The sequence below is a fragment of the Celeribacter sp. HF31 genome, from assembly GCF_011806455.1.
GTDB lineage: Bacteria > Pseudomonadota > Alphaproteobacteria > Rhodobacterales > Rhodobacteraceae > Celeribacter.
The window spans coordinates 1-623 of record NZ_JAATOT010000013.1 but is presented as its reverse complement, the minus strand read 5'-3'; the positions used below and the strand labels follow the sequence as shown (position 1 = coordinate 623).

General features: G+C 59.9%; 1 protein-coding gene. It reads left to right on the top strand.

Going from position 1 to position 623, the window contains the following annotated elements:
* Nucleotides 1–623: GTP-binding protein (locus HCZ23_RS17945; protein ID WP_167603128.1), on the top strand; the 623-nt coding region annotated here is incomplete at both ends.

Below are 623 nucleotides of genomic sequence, written 5' to 3'. Positions count from 1 at the left end.
AAACCGCACGTGAACATCGGCACGATCGGCCACGTTGACCACGGTAAAACCACCCTGACGGCAGCGATCACCAAATACTTTGGTGACTTCAAAGCCTACGACCAGATTGACGGCGCACCGGAAGAGAAAGCCCGCGGCATCACGATCTCGACCGCTCACGTCGAGTACGAGACCGAGAACCGCCACTACGCGCACGTCGACTGCCCCGGCCACGCCGACTACGTGAAAAACATGATCACCGGTGCGGCCCAGATGGACGGCGGTATCCTGGTTGTGAACGCGGCTGACGGCCCGATGCCGCAGACCCGCGAGCACATCCTTCTGGCCCGTCAGGTTGGCGTGCCGGCTCTGGTCGTGTTCCTGAACAAAGTGGATCAGGTTGACGACGAAGAGCTTCTGGAGCTCGTCGAAATGGAAGTCCGCGAACTTCTGTCCGAATACGACTTCCCGGGCGACGATATTCCGATCATCGCAGGGTCCGCTCTGGCCGCTATGGAAGGCCGCGATCCGGAAATCGGCGAAGAGAAAATCAAAGAACTCATGGCCGCTGTCGACGCGTACATCCCGGAACCCGAGCGTGCGATCGACCAGCCGTTCCTGATGCCGATCGAAGACGTGTTCTC